The sequence below is a fragment of the Flavobacterium adhaerens genome (genome assembly GCF_040045115.1).
Classification (GTDB): domain Bacteria; phylum Bacteroidota; class Bacteroidia; order Flavobacteriales; family Flavobacteriaceae; genus Flavobacterium; species Flavobacterium adhaerens.
Genome location: NZ_JBDLZX010000003.1, coordinates 257,252 through 281,001, shown reverse-complemented (window position 1 = coordinate 281,001; position 23,750 = coordinate 257,252). Strand labels below are relative to the sequence as shown.

Here is a 23,750-nt window from a genome sequence, read left to right as displayed (position 1 = left end):
TGTTCTAATCTTTATTTTCAATTCTAAAACCAACTTCTGTAATTCCATCTAAAAAAGTAACTCCAGGAACTTTTCCGTTTTCTCTAACCGCTTGTTTGATGTGTACTTTGTATTTCCCTCTAAAACGCACATTTTCTTTGTAATACAGTTTACTTTCTTTGATGTCTGTAAACCCATCACCTAGTAATGTTCCATCTGGTGCTGCCATTTGATATTCCAAGGTATCCACTTTGGTATAGCCATTTGGACTTTCTAAAGAAACAATTAAGAACAAATTGTTGTATTTGTAATTGTTATTGTCTCTCAAATTTATAAACAAATTGTATCTTTTGGTTGAGTCCAAAACTGGTAGGTCGAAACTAACAATACTGTCTTTGTTCCAGGCACTTCCTACTGATTTATACTCATCGAAAACTCTTTTTTTGTCACATGAAAAAAGAAGTATGGTCATAAAAAACAATAAAAGACTATTCTTTATTTTCATTTTTTTTATTGATTATTGGTTTTCTAGGTTGATCTGCTTTGTTTTCTGTTGGAGCAGGACGGTTATTGTTGTTTTTATTGCGATTCTTGTTTCGGTTACGATTCCTGTTTGGATTATTGGAGTTAGTGCCTTCTTTTACAGGATTGTCCTTGCTAGCGTTATTGTTATTTGCATTTGGATTATTCGATGCATTATTTTTTTGGTTCAAAGGTTTGTTGTTGTTAGGGGTAGCAACTTTTTCTCCAGCTGGCTTTGGTTTTTTGTTTGGTCTTTTTTTCTTTTTAGGTTGATCAAAACGAGTTAAACTTTCTTGTCCTACAGCATTATTAAAGTTTTTCTCTGGTTCGGTTACAACTTCTAAAGCATAGTCCTCTAACGATGAAACTTTGTTTTTTAGTTTATTCTCGGCAATAATTTCTTTGACTTGGTCTATTTTTAATACATGCCAATTCGCAAAATTATTGGTGTAAGCAAACCACATTAGCCCTTTGAAAATATCTTGTTTTTGGCAAACTGCGTCCCCTTTTTCGGTAATCAATTTGGTTTCAAACTCAGGAAAGTCTTTCAAAGCCTCCAAATAAGTATCCAGTTCGTAGTTTAAACAGCATTTCAATTTACCACACTGACCAGCTAATTTTTGTGGGTTTAAAGATAATTGTTGATAACGTGCCGCCGAGGTGTTTACACTTCTAAAATCGGTTAACCAAGTCGAACAACATAATTCTCTTCCACAAGAACCGATTCCTCCTAAACGAGCTGCTTCTTGACGAAAACCTACTTGTTTCATCTCGACTCTAGTGCCGAATTCTTTGGCAAAATCTTTGATTAAAAGTCTAAAATCGACTCTGTCGTTGGCGGTATAATAAAAAGTCGCTTTAGAACCATCACCTTGAAATTCGATATCCGAGATTTTCATTTCCAATTGTAGTGCAATGGCCAATTCTCTGGCGCGAACTTTCATCGGTTCCTCTCGGTTTCGGGCAGTTGTCCAGATATCGATGTCTTTTTGGGATGCTTTTCGGTATATTTTGGCAATATCGTTACTAGAAGGATTTACTCCTTTTTTCTTCATTTGTATTTTTACCAATTCCCCTGTAAGGGTTACTATTCCAATATCGTGTCCTGGAGAAGCTACTGTTGCAACGATGTCTCCAATGCTTAAAGTTAAATTTTCAGTATTGCGATAAAATTCTTTTCTACCATTTTTAAAACGGACTTCCACACAATCAAAAGGAGCTTCGCCATTTGGCAAACTCATATTCGAAAGCCAGTCAAAAACAGTTAATTTATTGCAGCTATCGGTGCCGCAAGTCCCATTATTTTTACAACCCTTTGGTGCGCCACCATCTGAGGTTGAACAACTTGTACATGCCATAATGCTATATGTAGTATTGCAAAAAAATGCAATTTAAGTTCGTATTAGGTTTAATGGGTAAAGATACTACTTTTTTGCTTTAAGTAACAAGACCAAAAAAAAGCAAAAAATCATAAAATTATATTAAAGAAGATTTTTGGAGTAAATGCCAAAAAATGTTGAAAAAAAATAATCATGCAATCATAAAAATCCTTATTTGTCTTGCATAATCGAAATAAAGCGATTGATTTTGAAAAATGGAGCCTAGGTTTCTTTTACCGTAATAATCTTTACCGGACAGGCTTTGGCTGCCAATTCACAGCTCTCGGTTATAGTATGATCGGGTGATTTTAAAGTGTAAAAACCTTTGGAATTTACACTTTTAATCAATACCGATTTTCCATCTTTTTTAGACATCTGGAATTGTAGGGGCGCCATTTCTACACAGTAGTTGCATCCGATACATTTGTCTCGTTGTAATGTTATGATAACCATTAGGCTTCAACTATTTTGTATAATTTGTCGGACATGCGGATTCTGAACGGTAGTTTGAAAGTGCAGTCGTCACCTTTGGTGGCTTTATCAGCTATAACATCATTAACATACATTTCTTCAATAACCATTTCTTGTGCACCAGTGCTTGGTCCAGTTACTAATATTTTATCGCCGACTTTGATGTCGTAGGCTTCGATTTTGAACTGACCGATTTCGGCTTTTGGGAAAAAATGGGTTCCTTTCCCTACATAGACTTTTTTCTGGGTCGCCATCGATCCTGGAATATCACTCCATTCTCCTAGTTTCTGTCCTAGATAATATCCTGACCAAAAACCACGATTGTAAACGGTACTTAAGGCTTCCATCCAAACAGTAACTTTTTCTTTGGTAAAAGTAGCTTCGTAATAACTGTCTATAGCTTCACGATATGTTCGGGTTACGGTGGCCACATATTCTGGTGCACGCCCTCGTCCTTCGATTTTCAAAACTTTAATTCCCGTATCGATTACTTGATCTAGAAAATCAAGCGTGCATAAATCTTTTGGCGACATCATGTATTCGTTGTCCAATTCGATTTCGAAGCCACTTTCCTGATCGATTACGGTGTATTTTTTACGGCAGTTTTGTTTGCAGGCACCCCGATTGGCCGATGAATTATGAGAATGCAAACTCAGATAACATTTTCCCGAAACCGCCATACACAAAGCGCCATGACCAAATATTTCAATCTCAATCAAATTTCCGTTTGGTCCTTTGATTTGTTCTTTCTCGATTAGATCGGTAATTTTTTTTACCTGACGCAAACTTAGCTCACGGCTTAAAACCATAGTATCGGCAAAAAGGCTGTAGAATTTTATGGTTTCGATATTGGTGATATTCAGTTGGGTCGAGATATGAACTTCCATTCCAATTCCTCTTGCCATCGCAATAACAGCTTGATCAGATGCGATAACAGCAGTAATATTGGTTTCTTTGGCTTTGTTCAGTAAGGTTTTTACGACCGATAAATCGTGATCGTAGATAATGGTATTTAGAGTCAAATAGCTTCGAACGTTCTTGGTTTCGCAACGGCGGGTAATTTCTGGTAAATCATCTATAGTGAAATTTACCGTGGCACGGGCACGCATGTTTAATTGTTCTACACCAAAATATATAGAATCGGCACCATTGTCTAAGGCTGCCTGTAGGGATTCAAAATCACCTGCTGGAGCCATGAGTTCTATTTTGTTTGTTGTTGTCATGTAAGTCTATTATTTTGACAGAAATTTTGTGAATTAATCTGCGTAAATCTGCGCTCTCTGCGTGACATTTTTTTTCACGCAGATTTAGCAGATTTCAAAATTAATCTGTGGTAATCTGTGACCCGAGTCCCGATAATTATCGGGACGAATAGGCGAAGTAAATCTGTGTTTTAATTTATTCGATGATTTTATAAATCTTATCCGATAATCTGATTCGGAAAGGCACTTCAAAAGTGACTTTATCTCCAACTTTGGCTGTTGTAGTTTCGGCTCCGTTAACGATTAATTTTTCTAAAACCAATTCCTGGTTTCCGGTTGTAGGCCCAGCGATTAAGATTTTGTCACCACTGTTCAATTCGTGATTTTCTATTGTAAACTGTCCAACTTGAGCTTTCACATAATAATGTTCCGCTTTGCCAAGAAGTACTTTTTTAACTTTTATTTTTTGACGGATGTCTGCTTCTTTTTGAACTTCGCCTAAAGCAGTATTTGGTAGTTCGCCTGAGTGTTTGAATTTTAGGTTTTCGGATTTTCCTTTTCTGAAAACTTTGTTTCCAACCTGTTTTCCGGTTCTCAAACGAACCTGATCTACCAAAGGCATATGAATAATATCAAGACATTCGGTAGAGCAACAGTTTTCCATAGCCGATTTACATTCATCACATTGAATAAAAAGCAAATGACAACCGTCGTTTTCGCAGTTGGTGTGGTTGTCGCAAGGTTTTCCGCATTGGTGGCATTGCGAAATAATATCATCCGTAATTCTTTCGCCCAAGCGATTATCAAACACAAAGTTTTTCCCGATAAATTTACTTTCCAGGCCTTCTTCCTTGATTTGTTTGGCGTAGTTAATGATGCCGCCTTCTAATTGAAAAACATTTTTGAAACCTTGGTGTTTAAAATAAGCACTGGCTTTCTCGCAACGAATTCCTCCGGTACAATACATTACCAGGTTTTTATCTTCTTTGTGGTCTTTCAACTGATCGTTGATAATTGGCAAACTTTCTCTAAAAGTTTCCACATCGGGAGTAATGGCGTTTTTAAAATGCCCCACTTCACTTTCGTAGTGATTTCTAAAATCAACCACGATAGTATTTGGGTCATCTAGAATTTCGTTGAATTCCTTGGCTTTCAGGTGAACGCCTTTATTGGTTACATCAAAAGTATCATCGTTCAATCCGTCGGCAACGATTTTGTGACGTACTTTGATAGTCAGTTTCAAAAACGAATGATCATCGTGCTCTACGGCTTCATTCAAACGAATACCTTTCATAAAATCATACACTTCCAGAGTAGCTCTAAAAGCCTCCAAATTTTCGGCAGGAATACTCATTTGAGCATTAATACCTTCGGTAGCAACATAAATTCGACCAAGCGCATCGAGTGTGTTCCAGGCTACAAATAAGTCGTTACGAAATTGTTGAGGGTCTTGAATTTTGGCATACGCATAGAAAGACAACGTTAGGCGTTGTTTACCCGCTTGATCAATTAGTTCGGCTCTTTCTTCTGCGCTTAAGGTGTTGTACAGTTGCATGCTATAAACGGTTTAAGTAAGAAAAATGTATAGTGATTTTTTAAATCGTTTGCAAAAATAGGGAAGTTTTAATGATTTTTGATGCTTATTAGCGGAATATTATGATTTATGGGCTTTTGAAAATTGATAAGATTAATTTTTTGGAGCAGAAAGATTGGGCTTTTTCAGGAAGATGGGTCCCGCTTTCCGTTACAATCTCTTGTGCCGAACCCCGGCACAAAAGGATTTCCACTGCAATCGGGGCTAAAGGGAGAGGTTTTTGCTTTTTTGCCATAATTCAAAAAAGGATAAAATAATAATTGAATTCGGACAAGTAAGTCATATCCGAGCCATTAAGATTATTATGATGAGGTGGTAGTGAATGAAAATAAACTTGAATATTTTATTCATTGTAGACAAGTACGAAAACTTAGCACTAATCGGAGGATGTTTTTCATTCTTCCAGTTCTATTCTGATGTGGGCTAATAATCCTTTTAGCCATTTAGCTACTTTTTCAGAATTATCAATACAATGAACGTGGGTTTGATCATTTTGCCAATTTCCATTCATTGCGAAATGGATTTTTTTAACATCAAATAATTTTGACTTTTCTTCTTCTAATAATGTTATAAAATCCCCATTGTCAAAATGATTAGAATATTCTTCAAAGGTTTTTTCAATTGCTTGGCTTGAGGTTATATGCCAATGTGGTTGTGAATGTTTCTCAGAGGGATTATTCATATCATCCCATTCAGCTCTAAATAACTGAATCTTTCTTTCATCATAATCATCTCCTTCATATACAGATAGAGAAATATTGGTATGTGTGGTTTCTATAAATTTATTTCCAATTTTTGATTTCTCTACTATAAATTTAATCTCTATGAATAACCAAAATTTCCCAAACCAACGTAAAACTTTTACAGGTTCAGAATCATATCTATTTAGTGCGTAAGAACTACCTTCAATTCTAAATACGAAGATGTTATGATGTCCTGTAAATGGAGTTAATTTAAAGTTTTCAACAAATAAGACCTTACACTCTTTGTTAACTCTTTCAACTATTCCTAAAAAATCAGTCATATTCTAATAATTAGGATAGAAATAAGATTTTAAAATATCATCTATGACTGGTTTTACAAATGAATTTCCACTTTCTAATTCTTTTCCAAGTTCTGCTAACTTAAAATAAGCATCGTTTTGTTTTAATTCATTTTTGTGAACGTTTGGTATAGGAATATTTTTAATCTGAATTTTGCCTAAATCAAACCCTGACATTATTGGTTTTGAATATATTGACAATAAGATGTCAAAAATGTTGCTACTAAAACAGGCTAGATAAAAGTAATAGTCAGATATTTCGAATTCTTTTTTAGGAATAAAAGCATTTCCTTCTTCTATTACAGTGTCTCCTTTTTTATCAAAAGCAAAAGAGTTTGAATTCCCAAATCTATTAGAATATAGCCTTGGCTCTTTTGTAAACTGCCAATTCCTAGGCCTTGTCAATGACCACCAACTAGTAATACCTTTTCTTTTTTTTAGTAATTCTTTATTTTCTAGTAATTTAGTATTGTAAAAATTCAATTCAGTTAATGTGTTCTCTTCTTTGAAAATTAAACCATTTTTATTGTAAGGAAACCAAACATATTCATAGATTGTTATTTTTCCAGTTTTTACAGAATTATTAGTTATAATTGGTCTGAAATATTTTTTTTCATTATCAGGTAATGATTCATATTCTTCATCAGTTATTTTAAAAACATTTTTTACACCTAATAATGCACCTTGATTAATACTGAAAATATCCGAAATGGCTGATAATTTACCAGCTTTGTAATATATATCTAACTCTTTAATAAATTCATTCTCACTCAAAGAAATAACTTTCCAGCTATCGTGTAGTATTGGAAAGTAAGAGGGGGTGTAAATACTAAAATTTTTATTATTAATAGATTGCTCATTATTTGCAGTCATTCTTCTGAATTCCCTTAAAGTATCTTGAACAATTCCTTTTTCATTTTTAGTCCAAATTAATTTGGGCAATAAAGCAGATTTAGTATTTGATGCTATAAATAAACTAACATCTGTTAGCGCATCTTCAAAAACGTAATTCCCTAATTTAGCTAATACTTTAAATGATAATTCTTGATTTAATTTTGTCCGTAAATCAGAATATATTTCAGAATAAAAAATAGAGGTTGGCAAAACGCAACCAATCATTCCTCCTTCTTTTAAAGATTGACAAGCTTTATAAAAGAAAGCGGTTGCTTGGTTTGGCCTAGAAAGTTTAACAACATTGTTCAGAATAGATAACACATTGTCTCGACTATCTTTGCTTTTCAATAATTCCCAAGAAATAAAGGGAGGATTCATTAGTATAATATCATTACTACCCCAATCTTCTACTAAAGAATCTTCCACTTTTTTTACCGTAATTTCGAGAGAATTATCCCATAGTTTGCGGTTCTCATATCCTAATAAAAAATTTGATGTCATTATTGCACTATCAGAGGAGTCAAATCCCTTGATTGTAATTTTTCCAGTATAATCTAAATTTTTTAATTGTTTCAGGATTTCTATTAAGAATTCAGATGAGCCACACGAAGGATCAAGTATATTAATTTCTGGACTTTTGAAATCTAAAGATTTCAAAACGTTTTCAACAATAGTTCTTGCAATATACTGTGGCGTATAATGAATACTTGAATAAGCATCATTTTTTGTTTCCAATTTGCTAGAAACACCACCAAATAAATCCCTTTGTGGGTTAAAATAAATTACTTCACGATGAGCTTCTTGAAATAATATGCCAGCTGTATGTCTTAATACTAAATCTAAATTTGGTTTAATATTTCTAACCCCTTGATTGATTAATTCAACAAAGTATTCAAATTTATCTGGAAATTTTGAAGGAGATATATGCCATTTATAAGTATCTATTTTTGTGTGATCTTCCTCTAGACTTATTAGCAAATAAAATAAGAGATTTATTGCTTCAGAAGAATCTTGTTTTTCAAATGTTAGATTCCTAAGCTGTCTAAAAATATCTAGAATAAATGGGACGACATCATTTTGGGTTTTGTATGACTTGGATGATAAATATTTATAAAACTGGTTTAAATTATACTCAATTTTATTACTTGAAATTTTTTCTACTTTATTATCATGCCAGTTTGTAACTTCAATAGAATTTTCGTCAATGAATAAAAAATTTTTAGTATTAGTTGACCAAGATTCTTGATAAATATTTTCTAAATTTTCATTTCCTAATGAAGATGTTTTTAGACAAAAGTCACCAAGCCCACCATTCAACATAAGGAATTTGTCCTCTTGAAAAAGAGGATTTAATTTAATTGGTAGAAGTCCAAAATTGGACTTCCAAGTTTCTATATTTTTTAAATCGTTCACTTTGCAAAAATAGGATTAGTTTTGGATTACACAATCTTTAGTACGATTATTAATACAATTACAACCTCGTTTGTGTATGTTGAGTATAAAGCTCTCTAAAATATAGTTAATTAGTGTTTGTTTGTGTTGTTAGATGACTGGCTTTGAACCGCAGTAACCACCAAATCATCCACCGAAACAGTTCGGCTGATATGTCCCAAAAGGACTTCCAAATTTTCAGAACGGAGAATATCTCGAACTTCGGATCTGGCTTCGGCAATTTTCAAAGTAATTGATTTTGTTTTTAAATCGATGAAAAGTTGTTTTAAAAATCGTGCACCTGCAATATCTACATTTGGAGAAGAACTCAAATCCATAATTACAGTTTGGATTGGTTTGTTTTCGTTGTTGATTTTTTCCCATATCTGTTCTTTAATATTTTCAACATTGAAGTAAAGAATGGCAGATTCTATTCGAATGATCAGTACGCCGTTGATGATTTCATTGTCGGGATGACGTTCTAAATCAGAATATCGTTTGGTGCCCGGAATTCTCCCTAAAAAAGCCACATTGGGTTTCGATGCTGCTTTTATGAGCAACAATAATGTTACAATTGCTGCAAACAAAACACCTGTCAATATTCCCCAGATAAGTACCCCGATAAGTGCAGTCATGGCAACACCAAATTCCTGTTTGTTTATTTTGTACAGATGTTTGAGTTCTTTTATGTCAAATAATCCTCTTATGGCAACCAAAACTATCGAGGCTAAAATTACAGTTGGTAAATTTTGCAGGTATCCTGTCAAGAACAATAGACAAATTGCAATTGCTCCCGACGCAAATACCAATGATAGTGGAGTTTTGGCACCTGCTGTATCATTTACTGCAGATTGTGATAATCCTCCAGCAACAGGGTAGCCTTGTCCCATTGCAATGGCAGCGTTGGTAACTCCTAATGCTAAGAGTTCTTGGCGTGGATCTATGGCATAACCGTTTTTTTGAGCCAATGTTCTGGCCGATGAAACGCTTTCGATATAAGATAATAAGAAACAGGCCAAGGCAAGAGGTAAAACACCATCAATATCCCTAACTCGAAATGATGGTAAATAAAATTCGGGTAAACCATTGGGTATGTTACCAACTGTACTAAACCCAACATGTTCTAATGAGGTTGTAGAAATGAGTATAATGGATAAAACCACAATCAAAATTGCGATTGGTTTTCCGGGAGCCATTTTTTCACCAAGTAGTAAAATGATAATTGCGGTAATACCAAATATAAAAACAGTAATATTCATGTCTGGAAGCTGCTCAAAAATTGTGATGATGCGATCAACGAAATTTTCGCCTCCTCCTTTTATACCAAATAGTTTGGGTATTTGTGTTAATCCAATTGTCAAAGCTGCACCCGCTTTGAAACCTACCAAAACGGTTTCGCTTATGAAATTGATAATACTGCTTAATCTCAATAAATAAGCTATAATCGCCATACCTCCAAAGACCAAAGCCGAAAGTGACGCAATCTCAGCCCAGCGTTCTGGTTGCCCATTTGCCATACTAGTAATTGTTGTTCCGATAAGTAACGAAATTGCCGATGTTGGTCCAATGGCTAATTGTTTGCTTGTGCCAAGAATTGCATAGAATAAACCTCCTATGAGATAGCTGTAAATTCCGTATTGAGGAGGTAATCCTGCAAGAGAAGCATAAGCCATCGATACAGGAATTCCATAAGCCGCTAAGGTTATTCCGGCAATAAAGTCTTTTTTTATATTTTCTTTTTTGTATGCTTTAATCCAAATTGCAACTGGAAATAATTTAGAGATCATAATCAAAGTTCCGTTTTGCATTAGTCTTTTTCGTCAAGTAGCTCTTTTTTAATGGATTGTAGTTCGGCTCTTTTTTCGTCGCTAACCGTTGGATATTCTAAATCCAATTCATCTAAAGCTGTAATTATTGCCGAAGCAATGGCGATACGGGCATACGATTTATTATCGGCAGGAATCACATACCAAGGTGATTTTTTGGTTGATGTATTTTTTATTAATTCTTCATAGGCATGCATATAGTCATTCCAATAGCCTCGTTCTTTAGCATCGGAGGCACTGAATTTCCAGTTTTTGTCAGGATTGTCAACTCGTTCGATGAATCGCTCTTTTTGTTCTTTTTTGGATACGTTTAAAAAGAATTTCACTACGATAGTTCCGTTTCGGTTGAGGTATTTTTCAAAGTTTCTAATATCTTCAAATCGTTCTTCCCAAATCTTTTTGGTGATTAATTCTTCTGGAAGTTTTTGGTTTTTTAGAATTTGTTCATGAACTCGAACGACCAGAACTTCTTCATAATAAGAGCGATTAAAAATACCTATACGACCTCGCTCGGGTAAATGTTTTTGACATCTCCATAAAAAATCATGGTCCAAATCTTCGGAACTCGGAGCTTTGAATGAAAAAACTTGACAACCTTGTGGATTTACACCCGACATAACATGTTTGATAGCTCCGTCTTTTCCAGCAGCGTCCATCGCCTGAAAAACAAGTAACAAGGACCATTTGTCTTGGGCGTATAGTACATCCTGCATAGTCGCTAGCGCTTCAACCCCTATTTCTAAAGTTTGTTTTACTAAAGGTTTTCCTTCGTCACCTAGATCAAAACTGGCTTTGGTTTCGTAATCCTTTAATTTGAATCCCTTGCCATCGCCAACACAATATTGTTTGGAGAATTTTTTAGCTTTTTGAATCAATTCTTTTTTGCTTAATGAATTCAAATCAATCACTTTTTCTTCAAATTCTTCTAACTTTTTTTCTTTAGATTTTGACATGATTTTAGTGTTTTTTGAAATTGTTAAAAATTTGAATTATTGTCAATTTCTTGTTTTTAATAAATACAAGTAAACTGTGTTTTATTATACTGAATTTTAAACTAATAAATATAGTTTAATTTTTTATTAGAATTTTAGTTCGAATTAGAAAAGATTATTTATGTAAGAAATTTTTTAAAATTTAATGATTAATTTTCTTGCAACAAATGTTAAAGTTGTGATAATTATTTTGTAGTTTTGACAGCGAATTCTTAAACAAAATAGTAACGTATTATCGAAAAATTATTAATATGAATAAAACTTATTTTTTGTTAGCAACATCATTAATGCTTTTACTATCGTCTTGCAAAAAAGAAACAGTTGCAGAAGCGAAACCTTTGGAGATTCCAGTAATTGAAATATCTAGTCAAGATGTAAAAATTGAATCCGAATATACAGGAGAGACCTTTGGTCAATCGGATATTCAAATCAATCCAAGAGTTGATGGGATAATAGAAAGTCTTAATTTTAGAGAGGGTAGTTTAGTTACAAAAGGACAACTGTTATATACAATAGATCCTTTACCTTACCGAGCAAAAGTAAGTCAATCCGAAGGAGATTTGGCAACTTCGCAAGCGAGTATGGCAAAAGCCAAGTCAGATTTGGATATGGTTGCGCCTTTGGCAAAGATAAATGCGGTAAGCCAGCGAGAATTGGTTTTTGCAAAATCATCTTATGATGCTTCTCTAGCTCAAATACAAGCCTCTAAAGCTTCTTTGGAAAATGCAAGAATAGAATTAGGCTATTGTAGAATTGTTGCTCCAATTTCTGGATTGATAGGAATATCCAAAGTAAGGGTAGGAGATTATGTCCGACCAGGTGCTATATCGATTTTAAATACCATTTCAGATTTGGGTGACGTAAGAGTTCGATTTACAATCAGTGAGCAGGAATATCTAAGACTTTTTAGAGAAGTAAATAAACCGAATTCAAAATTGAAAGGAACTGGGCAATCTATTTCTTTGAAATTATCCGATGGTTCGATGTATCCGCAAACTGGGAAAGTTAGTTTTGCAGATAGACAGGTAGATCCTTCTACGGGAGCTATGACTTTTGAGGCTGCTTTCCCAAATCCAGATCGTTTACTTCGTCCAGGACAATATGTAAAAGTTGGTGTGGTTAGAGATGTGCGCGATAATGCAATTGTTATTCCTCAAAGAGCGGTTATAGAATCACAAGGGATTTTTCAGGTTTATGTATTAGATAAAGATAATAAAGTACAAATGAGAATCATTACTCCTGGTCCAGCTTATAAAAATGGTTATGTTATAGAAGACGGATTGAAAGCGGGTGATAAAATAGCTATTGGAGGTACTTCATTGTTAAGAAATGGAAGTCCTGTTGTTCCAAAAATGATCAGTTGGCAGCCAGGTCAAACAGATGTAACTACACCACAAACCAAGTAATTTATAGTTATTATGGGAGAATTTTTTGTCCGAAGACCAATTGTCGCAATTGTAATTAGTATTATCACAGTAATACTTGGATTGTTGGCATTACAAAAAACACCAATATCGCAATATCCGGATATTAACCCGCCTGTTGTAAAAATTACGACAAGTTTTACAGGAGCTAATGCATTGAATGTTGAACAAGCAGTAACAACTCCTATAGAACAAAAAGTAAATGGGGTAGAAAACATGTTGTACATGAAATCTATCAATACATCAGACGGAGCGTGTACGATTGAAGTAACTTTTGACGTAGGAACTAATTTGGATAATGCCAATATGCTTACCCAAAACCGTCAGGCACAATCGGCTCCTTTTATGCCATCGAGTGTAAAACAACAAGGGGTGGTGGTAAAAAAATCATTATCATTTCCGATGATGTTATTTACATTGACTTCCAAAAATCCAAAATACGATTCAAAATTTTTAAACAATTATGCTAATATCAATATTGTAGATCAATTGGCTCGTATCAAAGGAGTTGGAGAGGTCGCTCTTTTTGGAGGTAGCGACTATGCGATGCGTATTTGGTTAAAAGCCGATATGATGACCAAATTAGGAATTACAGTTGATGATGTAAAAAATGCATTGAATGCCCAAAATATGATTAGCCCTGGAGGAAAATTTGGTGCAGAGCCTGCTCCTCAAGGAACTGATTTTACGTATAGTGTAACACTTCAAGATCGATTGGTAACTGAGAAACAATTTGGAGATATTGTTGTTCGTAGTAAAGGAGATGGTTCTCGTGTTTTAATGAGTGATATTGCAAGAATCGAATTGGGTACCGAAAATTATAGTTCGAATTCTCGTCGAAATGGTTCTGCGAGTGCTGCAATTACTGTTTTCCAAATGCCTGGAAGTAATGCGCTTGATGTAGCCGAAGCGGCAAAAAATGCTATGAAGGAAATGTCAAAGAAATTTCCTCAGGATATCGAATATCAAGAATCATTAGATACGACATTAGCCATTACGGCTGGGGTAGATGATATCGTTCATACTCTTTTTGAAGCGGTTATTTTGGTAATTCTAGTGGTATTTATCTTTCTTCAAAACTGGCGTGCTACTTTAATTCCGTTGATTACAGTGCCTGTTTCATTGATTGGAACCATTGCGGTATTCCCAATGTTAGGATTCTCCATCAATACACTTTCACTTTTAGGTTTAGTATTGGCAATTGGAATCGTGGTTGATGATGCGATTGTGGTAGTCGAAGCAGTAATTCATCATATCGAACATGGAAAATCCCCTAAAGATGCCACGATTCAGGCGATGAAAGAAGTGTCAGGCCCAGTAATTGCAATTGCGCTTATTTTGATTGCGGTATTTGTGCCAGTAGCGATGACACCAGGTATAACGGGGCGTTTTTACCAACAATTTGCCATAACCATAGCTGTCTCGGTGGCTTTCTCTGCTTTTAGTGCCTTGTCCTTGAGTCCCGCTTTATGTGCGATGCTTTTGAAACCCACAAAACCCATTGAAGAACAAACAGGCTGGTTAGCTAAGTTTTTTGCTGGATTTAATAGGATTTTCGAAAAAGTTACGGGTAAGTATTTAAATGGGGCCAACTATTTCGCTAAAAAGACTATCCGAATGGTTTTATTATTGGGAATAATTATGGTAGCTGTGGCACTTTTAGGTAAAAAAATACCAGTAGGCTTTATTCCAGAAGAAGATCAAGGCTATGTTTTGGTTAATATTCAATTGCCACCAGCTTCTGCTCTTCAAAGAACAGATGAAGTGTCTAAAAAAGTAGATAGCTTTTTAAAAGAAGAAGAATCGATATTATCCTATACTACCATCAATGGATTTAGTATGTTAACGAACTCTTATCAGCCGAATAATGCTTTTATTTTCATCTCTTTAAAACCTTGGGAAGAAAGAACAGAAACGGCAAAAGAATTAGTGGATCGTTTGAATAAAAAATTATCAACTCAAATTACTAATGCTACAGCATTCGCTTTTGGTCCACCAGCGATTCAGGGGTTGGGTGCTTCGGCAGGATTTAGTTTGATGTTGCAAGACCGTGGAGGTAATACTGCGCAATATCTGGCAGAACAAACACAACTTTTTATTGCTGCTGCACAAAAACGTCCTGAAATTAAAAGGATTTACACCACGTTTAATGCAGGTACTCCGCAGATAAAATTGGATATTGATAACCAAAAAGCAATGAAATTAGGAATTCCAGTTTCAAAAGTGACAGAAGCCTTAGGAGCTTTTTTGGGAGGAAGTTATGTGAATGATTTTAACCGTTTTGGTCGTCAGTATAAGGTATATCTTCAAGGGGAAGCTGTTGATAGGCTAAGACCAGAAAATCTCAATAGTATTTTTGTTCGAAACGATAACGGAGATATGTTGCCTATATCTACTTTGGTTACAGCAACTAAGGTTACAGGACCTGATTTTACGAATCGTTTAAATCTGTTCAGATCTGCCGAAATTGGCGGAAGTCCAAATGATGGTTACAGTAGTGCCCAAGCATTAGCAGCATTAGAAGAAGTGGCCGAGCAAACATTACCAGCCGATATGAGTTATGATTATATTAATTTAACTTATCAAGAAAAACATTCGCCAGGTGGAGCAACTGTGTTTTTGATGGCCTTAGTATTTGTGTTTTTAATTCTTGCAGCACAATATGAAAGCTGGAAATTACCATTTAGTGTATTGCTTGGAGCCCCTTTTGCAGTGTTTGGAGCCTTTTTAGGATTATTTTTAGCGCGTTTTGGAAGCGATGCTTATGTGAATAATGTATTTGCTCAAATTGGTCTCGTATTGCTTATTGGACTGGTAGCCAAAAATGCTATTTTGATTGTAGAGTTTGCTAAAGAAGAATACGAAAAAGGAACTCCTTTGTTTGAAGCTGCTATGGTAGCTGCCAAACTTCGTTTTCGTCCAATTTTGATGACTGCATTCGCATTTATACTTGGAGTTGTTCCTTTGCTAACGGCCACAGGAGCTGGTTCGCAAGCACGTATTGTAATGGGAATGGCAGTTTTTAGTGGGATGTTAATTGCTACTGTTCTTGGAGTTTTGATTGTACCTGGTTTATTTGTTATGATCGAAAACATCGGAAAAAAGAAGAATGAGGTTCTAGCAACTGAAAATAATATGGATTCAAAAACTACTGATCATGAATAAATTCAAAAGGATAGTAATCATTCTTGTACTTGCAGTACTTCCTGTAGGTTGTTTAGTAGGGCCAAAATACAGCAGACCCGAAGAACAAAAAGCGGAATCGTTTCAGATCGAAAGGAACTTAGATACTGTGGCTTCTGTTGTTAATTTGAAATGGTTTGATTTGTTTAACGATGATGTCCTGAAAGATTTGATAAAAAAAGGATTGGAAAACAATTACGATTTAAAAATGGCTGTTGCCCGAATTGATCAAATGAGAGCTGAATTGGGTTATGCCAAATCTAATTTGTTTCCACAAGTTGGTTATGGAGCTACGATCAATAGTAACAAAGAGGTTTTTCCTCCTTCGAATGCGGGAGTTAGTGCTTCTTGGGAATTGGATTTTTGGGGAAAATTTCGTCACGAAAATAGAGCGGTACAAAGTGAACTTCTAGCTTCAGAAGAAGGCCGTAAAGTGGTGCTTTCTGAGATTGTAAGCAACATTGCCATTGCTTATTTTAGACTAAGAAGTTTTGATGATCAGTTAGAAATTGCTCAACAAACCTTTGAAAGTAGAAAAAAAGCTTACGATTTGATTAATTCTAGATTCCAAGGAGGCTATGTTTCTGAAGTTGATAAAGTGCAAGTAGAACAGCAAGTTGCCATAGCCGAGGCTACAATTCCAGCACTCAAAAGAGAGATTACCTACCAAGAAAGTATAATTTCGATTTTGACGGGTCAGTTTTATGGTGTTATCCCTAGAGGAAAATCCAATACCGAATTGCGTATAGTGAGTGAAATTCCGTTATCTATTCCTTCGGCTTTACTAGAAAACAGGCCTGATGTAAAAGCGGCTGAGTTACGATATATGGCTGCCAATGAAAGAATAGGCGTTGCACAAGCCATGCGTTTTCCGTCTATTAATTTGGCTGCAATCGCTGGATTTGCTAGTGCCAATTTATCGGATATGTTTTTAGGAAGTTCGTATTCGCAAAATGCTGCTGCAGGAATTGCAGGACCTATTTTCGCATTCGGAAAAAACAAACAACGAGTAGAAGTAAAAAGACAACAAGCCGAAGAGTTTAAATTTGCTTATCAAAAATCATATATTTCTGCAGTTTCCGAAGTCGAACAATCGATACAAGATGTAAAAACGTATAAAGAAGAATGGGAGGCTCGTAATAGACAAGTGCAAGCGGCTACGACCAATTATAAACTATCTTACGAAAGATATAATAGCGGTTATGTTTCTTACTTAGAAGTGCTTGATGTGGAAAGAGCTTTGTTTCAAGCCCGATTAAATTTGGCGCAACTTTCCGAAAATCAATTGAGTTCTATGGTTCAATTGTATAAAGCTTTGGGAGGTGGATGGAATTAGTTTTGGCTGAAATTTTTAAATGAATGATAAAAACCACTCTAATTACGGAGTGGTTTTGTTTTTTAATCCCAACTATAATACTTTAAGTTATTCCAACCATAAATGGCAATTGTTGCTCCAGAATTTTTTTCAATATTCTCAGCCGAAAAAGCATTGAGCTGATTGTTGATGTTTTCAAATTGGGTTGGATTGGAATAAATGAAAAATTTTGAAGGGTGATTTACCCAATTTCCAGTAGAAGTTGTTGGATACGGAATTCTTCCTTCACCTTTAAATTCATGCTCTGTGAAACTTGTATTTTGCTTTAAAACAGCTAGAAAGTTATCGTAAATGGCGGTGTTGTTTGTATTGGTTCCACAAACATAAGCAAATGAGTTTTCTGGAATTCTAAAAGTTTTATTGTACAATGAATTTGTAAAATCAGTATGAATAGGTTCTATGGTAACCTTTTCGTTATTAATTTCTACAGTATATTGATCGACAACATTTCCATTGAGTAAAGTTAGTTTTTTGATGTTTGTTGGTAAATCTACATAAGTAATGGCAGGGCCAATGGCTGTTAGACAAATTACCTGATCTAAAATACCGTCCATTCTTATGATCAATTCATTACCGTTAACAAATTGAGTAGTTTTTATACTGAAGTTAAAACAAGGAAATTTTTCTTCGGTACTTAATTTTAGTTTTAAAGATGGATTTTGAGGAGAAGTTGAACCATTATAAATTTCTTCTGGCATGAAATTGATATCTGTCGCAATCGAATTTTCCGACATATATTTTGCATAACTAGAAGTGTTGGTTACAGTATCATTTGAGTCACAGCTCATAATGGTTAAGCCAATTAGTAATAGGAATATTTTTTTCATAATTCAATTTTCTTAATTAGATGCAAATATGTTGATTAGGTTGCTTCAAATTCTTAAAATAATTTGAATTTGATTACTTTTTAACAATAAGGCAAATAATAATGTTGGGTTTTTTTGGAGCTATTCACTTTTAAGTTTGCTTTGGATCAATCCATTTCCCGACAGTCGGAGCGACATAATTTTTCATTTTTTCTAATAAATCTTCGATAGTATCACTTACCAAAAGCATCTCACGATTGACATTTTTTAAAAGACCTTTATCCGTCATAGTTTTAGTTAATTCAAATAAAGAATCATAAAAACCATTTACATTCAGAACAGCAATTGGTTTTTTGTGTAAACCCAATTGTGCCCAAGTAAGCATCTCAAAAAGTTCATCAAGTGTGCCAAAACCCCCTGGGAGGGCAATAACGCCATCGCATAAATCATTCATCTTGGTTTTTCTTTCGTGCATACTTTCGACCAATATTAATTCGGTTAGACCTTGATGTGCGATTTCTTTCGCTCTTAAAAAATTAGGCAAAACACCAATTACTTTTCCTCCTTCGTTTAATGCGCCATCGGCTACAGCTCCCATCAAACCTACATTTGAACCGCCATAAACGACATCAATATTTTGTTTGGCTAATGTTTGTCCGAGCAAGGTTGCTTGTTCGGTGTAAATTTTGTCTGTCCCGGAGCTGGAACCACAAAAAACGGTGATTCTTTTCATAACTATTCCTTTTTCAATTCATATTCATAATGAAGAATATCGACTCCATTATGAGGGAAATTCATTTCTCTAACCTTGCTTGCTCCCAATTTTAAAACTGCTTTTTGGGAGCGAATATTTTCAGCACCTACATGAAAAAGGATTGAATTGACATTTTGAAAGGCATAATCAATCAATAATTTTTTGGTCGATTGATTGTAAATTCCGCCCCAAAATTCCCTTCCAATAAAAGTAAAACCAATGGCAACACTTGATTTTTCTGGCATGTAATCATAGAAACGAGTTGTGCCAATAGTTTCATTTTTCTTTTTATCCAAAATTAAAAAGGCTCCTTTTGAGTTGATTCCTGCTTCAAAGAAAGGTTTGAAAACCTCTATTTTATAGCGGTCTTTGATAGGGTGTTGTTCCCAAAGTAAAGGATCTGAAGCAATTGTATAGAGTTCTTCAAAATGATTTTCCTCTAATGGGATCAATTTTACAAACTCATTTTCTAAAACTACGGGTTGCAAATTTAAAAGACCTAAATTCATTGTTTGATTATATTTTTTTGATTTGTACACAAGAAACGTTTTCTAGTTTTACTTCGGTTCTAGTATTTTCTAATAATCCAGTCACTAAATTTCTTTTAAAAACAACAACATTTCCTGTTTTTACGTTGGATGCAATTAAAAATTTACCCGATTCATCAATCGCAAAAACTCTAGGATGATTTCCTAAAGTAGATTGATAGCCAATGTTTTTTAAAAGCCCTTCTTCATCAATAGAAAAAATTGCAATATTGTTTTCTGTTCCTCTATTTGTAGCATACAGAAACTTCCCGTCAGGTGATACATGAACATCTGAGCTTTCAAAACCTTCGGTAATCGTATCAGGATGCGTATTGATGCGCTGAATTTTATTTAGCGTTCCGCTTTTGTATTGATACACACTTACAGAACCTGACATTTCTTCAATACAATAGGCAAATTTATTGTTCGGATGAAAAGTCATATGACGAGGCCCAGCTTCTAAATCGGTTTTAATAAAGGGTGTATTGGTCTCAACTAATGGCCTTTTTAAAGCTTCATCAAACTCATAACGGCGTATTTTATCAGCACCCAAATCAGGGAGAAATAAATAATCGAATCTTGGCGAAAAGATTGCCGAATGAACATGTGAACGGGATTGTCTCTCTTTATTAACACTGCCATCAGTGTATTGAAAATTTTGAGCGAGCGAATCTATCTGGCCTTTCTTTGATAAGTGATGAATGGAAACGCTTCCTTCTGTATAATTAGCATTTACCAACCATCTACCACTTTTATGTACCGAAACATACACTGGATTTTCGCCACCACTTGGTTGCTTGTTCAAGAAAACCAGTGATTTATTTTCGGGATTAAATTCAAAACTACTCACACTTCCTGCTTTTGGAGTTTTGGTATCTGTACAGGCATAGACATATTTTCCGTTTGGAGAAACCGTCAAATAGGAAGGATTGATTAGGTCTTTGGCAGAAGCTACTTTGGTTAGTTGTCCGTTTGAAAGATTTAATTGATACACTAAGATAGATTCTTTCGAAGGATCAGCGCAATAAGACCCCAAAAAGACATAAGTGTTTTGAGAGAATAACTGGAAAGAAGCCAGTAAAACGATTAGTAATAAATTGGTTTTTAGTTTCACTTTTTTAGCGTTTAAAAGTTATTTTATGTTTTTCCACCATTGTTGGAATTCTTGTTTTTCATTTTGTAGTTCTACCAATTCGCCAATTTTTGGAGTCACTAATGGGAATGGATTCTCTAGGGCAGAATTCAATTCGGTTATTTTTTTCAAAGGCTCGTTCCAGGCATGATTGGCCAATTTAAATTTACTGGAATGGATAGGAAAAAGTTTTTTGGTTTTTAAATCTTTTGCAGCTTGAATGACTTCTTCGGGCAAGTTATGAATGTATTTCCATTTGATGTCGTATTGTCCGTTGTCAATTAGTGCCAAATCAAAAGGACCATGTTTTGCCCCAGTTTCGGCAAAATGGGTGTCATAGCCACTATCTCCGCCAAGATACATTTTAAAATCTTTGGTTTCTAAAATATAAGCGAGCCAAAGAGTGTTACAACGATGTAATCCTCTACCTGAAAAATGCCTAGTTGGAGCAGTATAAAGTATGATATTCGAATCTAATTCTATCGTTTCATACCAATCTTTTTCGATTATATTTTCAATAGGAAATCCCCAAAAGTCAAAATGCGAACCTACACCGAGACCGCAAATCACTTTTTTGACTTTGTTTTTTAATTTCAAAATAGTTTTATAATCTAGATGATCGTAATGATCGTGAGTAATCAATAAATAATCAATTTCGGGTAAATCTTCGGTGGTATAAATATCAGCTCCATCAAAGGATTTTGTAGTGCCAGGAATTGGAGAAGCATTACCACTAAAAACAGGATCTACTAATATTTTTTTGCCTTCAATCTGGATAAAATAAGAGGAATGACCAAACCAAACGAGTATGTCTTTTTCTATTGGCAAATTCAATAAATCTGTTTTAACTGAAGGGATTTTTTCTATAGGACTTCTGCCTTCTATTTTCTTAAATAAAAATTCAAACAAAACACCAGCCATCGTATAACCTTCGGTCAAATCAGGAGTAAAATGTTCGTTTTGGAATTTCCCGTTTTTGTAGTTTGGAGATTTTTGTATTTGCAAAAGCCTTTCTCCAGATGGTTTTTTTCCGAATTGAGGATGCTGTAAAAAAAGAAATAATGAAATTCCTAAAATGATAATAAGTAGTAAAAGTGTAAACATTTTGTAATTATGAAGGGTACAATTCTTTTAGATATTCAACAGATGTGGAAATCATCTTTTTTAAAACTTCAACATCGATGTCCGCCATTTTTTTGATATAAATACATCCTTTTCCCGCTTTGTATTTGCCAAATTCGGAGAGTAATTTTTCTTTATTTTCAAAAGATTGATAAAGGTATAAGGAAATAGCATCTTTTCTTGGAGAAAACCCAACGAGTGGAGCATCGCCTTCATGACCGCTGGCATATTTGTAATGATAACTTCCAAAACCGATAATACTTGGTCCCCACATCTTGGGCTCAAAACCCGTTTGGTTTTGCATGATTTCAATCAATGCTAACGAATCGTTTCTTTTCGTAGCATTTTCAACAGTATTTATAAAATCGGATACACTGTTTTTGGTTTCGGTTGTTTTATTTTTTACCATTTTATGCTTTTTTGAAAATGGAACGCTATCTAAGATCAGAACGTTTTTTGATTTTTTTTAAAACGTAGTCTAAGTTATGGAATTTAGCAATGTCTTTTGAGGCAAAAAGGCTGGTAAAATTGATTTTTTTTGATTTTGATTTTTTTTTTTTGAAATAGGTAGAAAATGGGGTTTTATAAAAATAGGAAAGTCCTAAAATAGAAAATCCTGCAAAAAGCAGGATTTTAACAATTTTGATAACTCGAATTTAGCAAAATTCGTTGAAAGCGTCTTGTAAGTTTTCGGCGATCATTTCAGCAGGACGACCTTCGATGTGGTGACGTTCTAGCATGTGAACCAATTCTCCGTTTTTGAACAATGCCATACTTGGTGATGATGGAGGAAAAGGAAACATATGTTGTCTTGCAGCATCTACAGCCTCTCTGTCAACTCCAGCAAAAACGGTTATTAAATGATCTGGTTTTTTAGCCCCTTTTAAACTCATTGCTGCTCCTGGGCGCGCATTTCTTGCTGCACAACCACAAACAGAGTTCACAACTACTAAGGTTGTTCCTTCGGCCTTAATTGCATTATCAACTGCTTCTGCACTATGTAAATCTTGAAACCCTACAGCTGTCAATTCAGCTTGCATTGGTTTTACCATTTCTTCTGGATACATATCTTTATGTTTTTACGTTTAAATTTTTAAACTACAAAGGTACAAAGTTTAGTTACATGAATTTTATTTGAAACATAAAGTTTTGTTATAGTTGGGTTTCAAATTATAGCTTCATTAATGCTTTTAATAACAAACGAAATAACATTATATTTGAATTTGATTAGCCATGTTAAAAAGTTTCTTATGCACAAACTCATTATTTTTATTAAAACATATCAGCCAGATTTTGAAACCGTTTATCAACTATTGGACTCAATTGATAAGTTTAATCGGGATAATATTCCAGTTGTAATCTCTGTTAATGATGACCATTTTGATTTTTTGAAGCCAGATTGTTTTAAGAAATATAAAGTGATTCGTGATTCTGAAATTACGACAACATCAATAACAAACGGTTGGCGCTACCAGCAGATTATAAAATGTAATGTGTACAAATTGAATATTTGCGAAAATTACCTTTCGATAGACTCGGATTCTATGTTTATAAAAGATTTTTATTTTTCCGATTTTATGTATGATGATAATACGCCTTATACTGTCATGCAGGAATCTAAAGATTTATTAGAAATTGATGAAAGACTTGGAATGGATTCGGATAATGTTTTCTTTAAAAGAGCTTTGCGAGACACTCGTCCTTTTTTTGGGAATAAAGGAAAGGAATGGGACTATGGGCCTTCACCATATATTTGGAGTTCTAAAGTTTGGAGGCATTTTAACGAGGTTTTTTTAAAAGATCTAAATATGACTTTTGAAGACTTTTTTAATGAAATTGACAAAAAGAGTTACTCTCCTTCCGAATGTGTGATATATGGCGAATATTTATTGAAAACCAAACTAATTACTTTATACCCAATAGGAAATTTATTTAAAGTATATCATTATCAAAAGCAATATTCTATTGAAAGGAAACAATTATCGATTGAGCAATTAAGTAAAATTTACTTTGGGGTGATTTACCAAAGTAATTGGAAGCAAATAAAGAAAAAATGGTTTTTTTTCTAAAAGGATATTCCTTAATCATGAACAGA

20 protein-coding genes are annotated in these 23,750 nt (G+C 34.4%); 4 read left to right on the top strand and 16 right to left on the bottom strand.

The window, feature by feature from the left end:
• Positions 1-4: 4 nt before the first annotated feature.
• From ABEB18_RS05775 to ABEB18_RS05735, 9 genes are all read right to left on the bottom strand, one after another.
• Positions 5-484: a gliding motility lipoprotein GldH gene (locus ABEB18_RS05775; RefSeq protein WP_348798211.1), complete on the bottom strand. Its 480-nt coding sequence runs from the start codon at positions 482-484 to the stop codon at positions 5-7.
• Positions 468-1,859 carry a PSP1 domain-containing protein gene (locus tag ABEB18_RS05770; protein ID WP_348798210.1) on the bottom strand — a complete coding sequence of 464 codons (1,392 nt, stop codon included), beginning with the start codon at positions 1,857-1,859 and terminating at the stop codon, positions 468-470. The genes ABEB18_RS05775 and ABEB18_RS05770 overlap by 17 nt, the downstream gene beginning before the upstream one ends.
• A gap of 243 nt (positions 1,860-2,102) precedes the next feature.
• Positions 2,103-2,333 carry a ferredoxin gene (locus ABEB18_RS05765; protein ID WP_348798209.1) on the bottom strand — a complete coding sequence of 77 codons (231 nt, stop codon included), beginning with the start codon at positions 2,331-2,333 and terminating at the stop codon, positions 2,103-2,105.
• Positions 2,333-3,574, bottom strand: a complete 1,242-nt coding sequence (locus ABEB18_RS05760) for a peptidase U32 family protein (protein WP_348798208.1) — start codon at positions 3,572-3,574, stop codon at positions 2,333-2,335. Before ABEB18_RS05760 ends, ABEB18_RS05765 begins: the two co-directional genes overlap by 1 nt.
• 175 nt (positions 3,575-3,749) lie before the next feature.
• The gene (trhO, locus tag ABEB18_RS05755; RefSeq protein ID WP_348798207.1) at positions 3,750-5,108 is read right to left on the bottom strand and encodes an oxygen-dependent tRNA uridine(34) hydroxylase TrhO; all 1,359 of its coding nucleotides are present in this window, start codon (positions 5,106-5,108) and stop codon (positions 3,750-3,752) included.
• A gap of 433 nt (positions 5,109-5,541) precedes the next feature.
• Positions 5,542-6,171, bottom strand: coding sequence for a hypothetical protein (locus ABEB18_RS05750; protein ID WP_348798206.1), 630 nt, complete (start codon positions 6,169-6,171; stop codon positions 5,542-5,544).
• A gap of 3 nt (positions 6,172-6,174) precedes the next feature.
• A complete protein-coding gene (locus ABEB18_RS05745) occupies positions 6,175-8,496 on the bottom strand; it encodes an HsdM family class I SAM-dependent methyltransferase (protein ID WP_348798205.1) in 2,322 nt (773 codons plus the stop codon).
• A 110-nt stretch (positions 8,497-8,606) separates the two neighbouring features.
• Positions 8,607-10,322, bottom strand: a complete 1,716-nt coding sequence (locus ABEB18_RS05740) for a SulP family inorganic anion transporter (protein ID WP_348798204.1) — start codon at positions 10,320-10,322, stop codon at positions 8,607-8,609.
• Entirely contained in the window at positions 10,322-11,293 is a 972-nt protein-coding gene (locus ABEB18_RS05735; protein WP_348798203.1) for a polyphosphate kinase 2 family protein, read from the bottom strand. Before ABEB18_RS05735 ends, ABEB18_RS05740 begins: the two co-directional genes overlap by 1 nt.
• A gap of 290 nt (positions 11,294-11,583) precedes the next feature.
• Between ABEB18_RS05735 and ABEB18_RS05730 the strand changes: the two genes are divergently transcribed.
• Genes ABEB18_RS05730 through ABEB18_RS05720 form a run of 3 tightly spaced genes read left to right on the top strand, consistent with a single transcriptional unit; the run spans position 11,584 to position 17,275 of the window.
• On the top strand, positions 11,584-12,738 hold the full coding sequence (locus tag ABEB18_RS05730) for an efflux RND transporter periplasmic adaptor subunit (protein WP_348798202.1): 1,155 nt from the start codon (positions 11,584-11,586) through the stop codon (positions 12,736-12,738).
• Between the two features lie 12 nt (positions 12,739-12,750).
• Positions 12,751-15,921 carry an efflux RND transporter permease subunit gene (locus ABEB18_RS05725; RefSeq protein ID WP_348798201.1) on the top strand — a complete coding sequence of 1,057 codons (3,171 nt, stop codon included), beginning with the start codon at positions 12,751-12,753 and terminating at the stop codon, positions 15,919-15,921.
• On the top strand, positions 15,914-17,275 hold the full coding sequence (locus tag ABEB18_RS05720; protein WP_348798200.1) for an efflux transporter outer membrane subunit: 1,362 nt from the start codon (positions 15,914-15,916) through the stop codon (positions 17,273-17,275). Before ABEB18_RS05725 ends, ABEB18_RS05720 begins: the two co-directional genes overlap by 8 nt.
• 62 nt (positions 17,276-17,337) lie before the next feature.
• Here ABEB18_RS05720 and ABEB18_RS05715 read toward each other — a convergent pair whose 3' ends face one another.
• The 7 genes from ABEB18_RS05715 to ABEB18_RS05685 all read right to left on the bottom strand — a co-directional run bounded on the left by ABEB18_RS05715 (position 17,338) and on the right by ABEB18_RS05685 (position 22,722).
• On the bottom strand, positions 17,338-18,141 hold the full coding sequence (locus tag ABEB18_RS05715) for a hypothetical protein (protein ID WP_348798199.1): 804 nt from the start codon (positions 18,139-18,141) through the stop codon (positions 17,338-17,340).
• Between the two features lie 130 nt (positions 18,142-18,271).
• Complete coding sequence (locus ABEB18_RS05710; RefSeq protein ID WP_348798198.1) at positions 18,272-18,853, bottom strand: LOG family protein; 582 nt, start codon at positions 18,851-18,853, stop codon at positions 18,272-18,274.
• Positions 18,854-18,855: 2 nt separating this feature from the next.
• On the bottom strand, positions 18,856-19,383 hold the full coding sequence (locus ABEB18_RS05705; protein ID WP_348798197.1) for a GNAT family N-acetyltransferase: 528 nt from the start codon (positions 19,381-19,383) through the stop codon (positions 18,856-18,858).
• 7 nt (positions 19,384-19,390) lie between these two features.
• Positions 19,391-20,515, bottom strand: a complete 1,125-nt coding sequence (locus ABEB18_RS05700) for a lactonase family protein (protein ID WP_348798195.1) — start codon at positions 20,513-20,515, stop codon at positions 19,391-19,393.
• An 18-nt stretch (positions 20,516-20,533) separates the two neighbouring features.
• Complete coding sequence (locus ABEB18_RS05695; protein ID WP_348798194.1) at positions 20,534-21,637, bottom strand: MBL fold metallo-hydrolase; 1,104 nt, start codon at positions 21,635-21,637, stop codon at positions 20,534-20,536.
• Positions 21,638-21,644: 7 nt separating this feature from the next.
• Positions 21,645-22,064, bottom strand: a complete 420-nt coding sequence (locus tag ABEB18_RS05690) for a DUF1801 domain-containing protein (protein WP_348798193.1) — start codon at positions 22,062-22,064, stop codon at positions 21,645-21,647.
• A 247-nt stretch (positions 22,065-22,311) separates the two neighbouring features.
• Positions 22,312-22,722 carry a BrxA/BrxB family bacilliredoxin gene (locus ABEB18_RS05685; protein ID WP_348798192.1) on the bottom strand — a complete coding sequence of 137 codons (411 nt, stop codon included), beginning with the start codon at positions 22,720-22,722 and terminating at the stop codon, positions 22,312-22,314.
• Between the two features lie 183 nt (positions 22,723-22,905).
• On the opposite strand from ABEB18_RS05685, the gene ABEB18_RS05680 reads away from it, so the two are divergent.
• Positions 22,906-23,724 carry a DUF6492 family protein gene (locus tag ABEB18_RS05680; protein ID WP_348798191.1) on the top strand — a complete coding sequence of 273 codons (819 nt, stop codon included), beginning with the start codon at positions 22,906-22,908 and terminating at the stop codon, positions 23,722-23,724.
• The last annotated feature ends 26 nt before the right edge of the window (positions 23,725-23,750 follow it).

Coding starts and splice junctions, on each gene's coding strand:
- ABEB18_RS05715 (WP_348798199.1), bottom strand. CDS start 18,141: ATGAAAAAAATATTCCTATTACTAATTGGCTTAACCATTATGAGCTGT.
- ABEB18_RS05730 (WP_348798202.1), top strand. CDS start 11,584: ATGAATAAAACTTATTTTTTGTTAGCAACATCATTAATGCTTTTACTA.
- ABEB18_RS05680 (WP_348798191.1), top strand. CDS start 22,906: ATGCACAAACTCATTATTTTTATTAAAACATATCAGCCAGATTTTGAA.
- ABEB18_RS05725 (WP_348798201.1), top strand. CDS start 12,751: ATGGGAGAATTTTTTGTCCGAAGACCAATTGTCGCAATTGTAATTAGT.
- ABEB18_RS05765 (WP_348798209.1), bottom strand. CDS start 2,333: ATGGTTATCATAACATTACAACGAGACAAATGTATCGGATGCAACTAC.
- ABEB18_RS05690 (WP_348798193.1), bottom strand. CDS start 22,064: ATGGTAAAAAATAAAACAACCGAAACCAAAAACAGTGTATCCGATTTT.
- ABEB18_RS05720 (WP_348798200.1), top strand. CDS start 15,914: ATGAATAAATTCAAAAGGATAGTAATCATTCTTGTACTTGCAGTACTT.
- ABEB18_RS05775 (WP_348798211.1), bottom strand. CDS start 484: ATGAAAATAAAGAATAGTCTTTTATTGTTTTTTATGACCATACTTCTT.
- ABEB18_RS05770 (WP_348798210.1), bottom strand. CDS start 1,859: ATGGCATGTACAAGTTGTTCAACCTCAGATGGTGGCGCACCAAAGGGT.
- ABEB18_RS05695 (WP_348798194.1), bottom strand. CDS start 21,637: ATGTTTACACTTTTACTACTTATTATCATTTTAGGAATTTCATTATTT.
- ABEB18_RS05685 (WP_348798192.1), bottom strand. CDS start 22,722: ATGTATCCAGAAGAAATGGTAAAACCAATGCAAGCTGAATTGACAGCT.
- ABEB18_RS05735 (WP_348798203.1), bottom strand. CDS start 11,293: ATGTCAAAATCTAAAGAAAAAAAGTTAGAAGAATTTGAAGAAAAAGTG.
- ABEB18_RS05740 (WP_348798204.1), bottom strand. CDS start 10,322: ATGCAAAACGGAACTTTGATTATGATCTCTAAATTATTTCCAGTTGCA.
- ABEB18_RS05750 (WP_348798206.1), bottom strand. CDS start 6,171: ATGACTGATTTTTTAGGAATAGTTGAAAGAGTTAACAAAGAGTGTAAG.
- ABEB18_RS05710 (WP_348798198.1), bottom strand. CDS start 18,853: ATGAAAAGAATCACCGTTTTTTGTGGTTCCAGCTCCGGGACAGACAAA.
- ABEB18_RS05760 (WP_348798208.1), bottom strand. CDS start 3,574: ATGACAACAACAAACAAAATAGAACTCATGGCTCCAGCAGGTGATTTT.
- trhO (WP_348798207.1), bottom strand. CDS start 5,108: ATGCAACTGTACAACACCTTAAGCGCAGAAGAAAGAGCCGAACTAATT.
- ABEB18_RS05705 (WP_348798197.1), bottom strand. CDS start 19,383: ATGAATTTAGGTCTTTTAAATTTGCAACCCGTAGTTTTAGAAAATGAG.